1 pseudogene is annotated in these 552 nt (G+C 69.0%); it reads left to right on the forward strand.

Annotated features, from left to right (window positions below):
* Nucleotides 1–287: 287 nt before the first annotated feature.
* Nucleotides 288–552 (forward strand): annotated as a pseudogene (locus ACNFOC_RS55135) (iron transporter); the annotation flags it as partial.

Below are 552 nucleotides of genomic sequence, written 5' to 3' on the forward strand. Positions count from 1 at the left end.
AGTACGAGGGGCTCCTGGGGTGTCAGGTGGAGTGCGGGCGGCACGAGAGCGTCCCGCGGAAGGACATCGGTATATCGACTGGCCTGCGCTGGTACAGCCGGTGCCGCTACGTCGACCGGTCGCCACCGGTTCGCCGAGGTGACCGCTCCGGAGGGCGAAGTACCACCGGCCGCCAACTCGGCTGATCTGAAGCACCAGTTGCAGAGCGCTCAGGCTCAACGCCCTCCAGAACAACGGGACTCGACCCCGCATGGCTCCCACTCCGAAACACCTCCCGAGGAACAGTCTTGAATCCCACGCCCACCTCTGACGGCCCCTCCCACGAGGCGAGCCCTCGACACACGCAGACCCTGGCGGCGGCCTCGGCCGAGTCCGTTCCCCGGCAACAGCCCCGCAGCCCGGAGGTAGGTCGGCCACGCGGCGCAACCGCCGACCTCCTGGAGCACCCCGACCCCCACACCGCCGCCGAGACCGCAGCCGTCGAGAACCTCCTACGCTGCTGGGTACGCGAAACGAACCTCCCCGCCCCCACAAACGGCACCCTTCACATCC

It is taken from the genome of Streptomyces colwelliae, from assembly GCF_048158785.1.
Classification (GTDB): Bacteria; Actinomycetota; Actinomycetes; order Streptomycetales; family Streptomycetaceae; genus Streptomyces.